General features: G+C 68.9%; 1 protein-coding gene. It reads left to right on the top strand.

The features are described 5' to 3' along the window. Nucleotides 1-1,156 (top strand): acyltransferase family protein (locus KN815_RS41520; protein WP_253209577.1); only part of this gene is annotated, 1,156 nt, incomplete at both ends.

Below are 1,156 nucleotides of genomic sequence, written 5' to 3'. Positions count from 1 at the left end.
CCCGACACCGCTCCGGAGCGGCCCGCCGAGCGCACTGCCGACCGCACTGCCGAGCGATCCGCCGGGCGCACCGCGAAGGCGGCCGCGCGCGGCGGCGGCCATCCGGTACGGCTGCGGGCGCTGGACGGGCTGCGTCTGCTCGCCGCGCTCATGGTGGCCGCGTACCACTACGGCGGACGCGACGGTGAGATAGCCCAGGCGTGGGGCTCCTCGCCCCGCGCCCAGTTCCCCACCCTCTCCAGCACCTTCGCCTACGGCTGTCTGGGCGTCCAGATCTTCTTCGTCATCAGCGGCTTCGTCATCTGCATGAGCGGATGGGGACGGCCGCTGCGCTCCTTCTTCGCCTCGCGCGTCTCCCGTCTCTACCCCGCCTACTGGGTCGCGATCATCCTGGTGACCGCCGTCTTCGCGCTCCCCTGGGTCACCTACAAGGCGGTGTCGCCCAGCGACGCGCTGGTCAACCTCACCATGCTCCAGCAGCCGCTCGGGGTGGACCGGGTGCTGGGCGTGTGCTGGACCCTCTGGGCCGAGCTGCGGTTCTACGCCCTCTTCGCACTGTTCGTCGTGCTGCCGGGCGCGACCCGGCACCGGGTGGTGCTCTTCTGCGCCGTCTGGACGCTGGGCTCGGCCTTCGCCGAGGCCGCGAACCTGCCGCTGCTGGACGTCGTCCTGATGCCGGAGTACTCCTCGTACTTCATCGGCGGCATGGGCATCTATCTGCTCCACCGCTTCGGCCATGACGCCCTGTCCTGGGGCATCATCGGGATCAGCTTCCTGATCGGCCAGCACTACGCGATCCGCGACCTGTGGCACCCGGCCAACATCGACGCCTTCTCCTACCGCTCGGCCGCCGCCATCATCGGCGTCGTCGCCTTCGGCTATGTGGCGGTAACGCTGATCGCACTGGGCAAACTGAACTGGGCGAACTGGCGCTGGCTCACCGTGGCGGGCGCCCTGACCTACCCGTTCTACCTGGTCCATGAGCATCTGGGCTGGGTGGTCGTCTGGGTCCTCCACCAGAAGCTGGGCATCCCCTCCTACGGGACGTTCGCCCTGACCGTACTGGTGATGCTGGGCCTCGCCTGGCTGCTCTACCGCTTCGTCGAGCAGAAGCTCACCCCGGTGATCAAGCGCTCGCTGACGACGCGGAGCGAAT

The organism is Streptomyces niphimycinicus (genome assembly GCF_018883605.1).
In the GTDB taxonomy this organism is placed as follows: domain Bacteria; phylum Actinomycetota; class Actinomycetes; order Streptomycetales; family Streptomycetaceae; genus Streptomyces; species Streptomyces niphimycinicus.
This window is presented reverse-complemented; position numbering and strand designations above follow the sequence as displayed.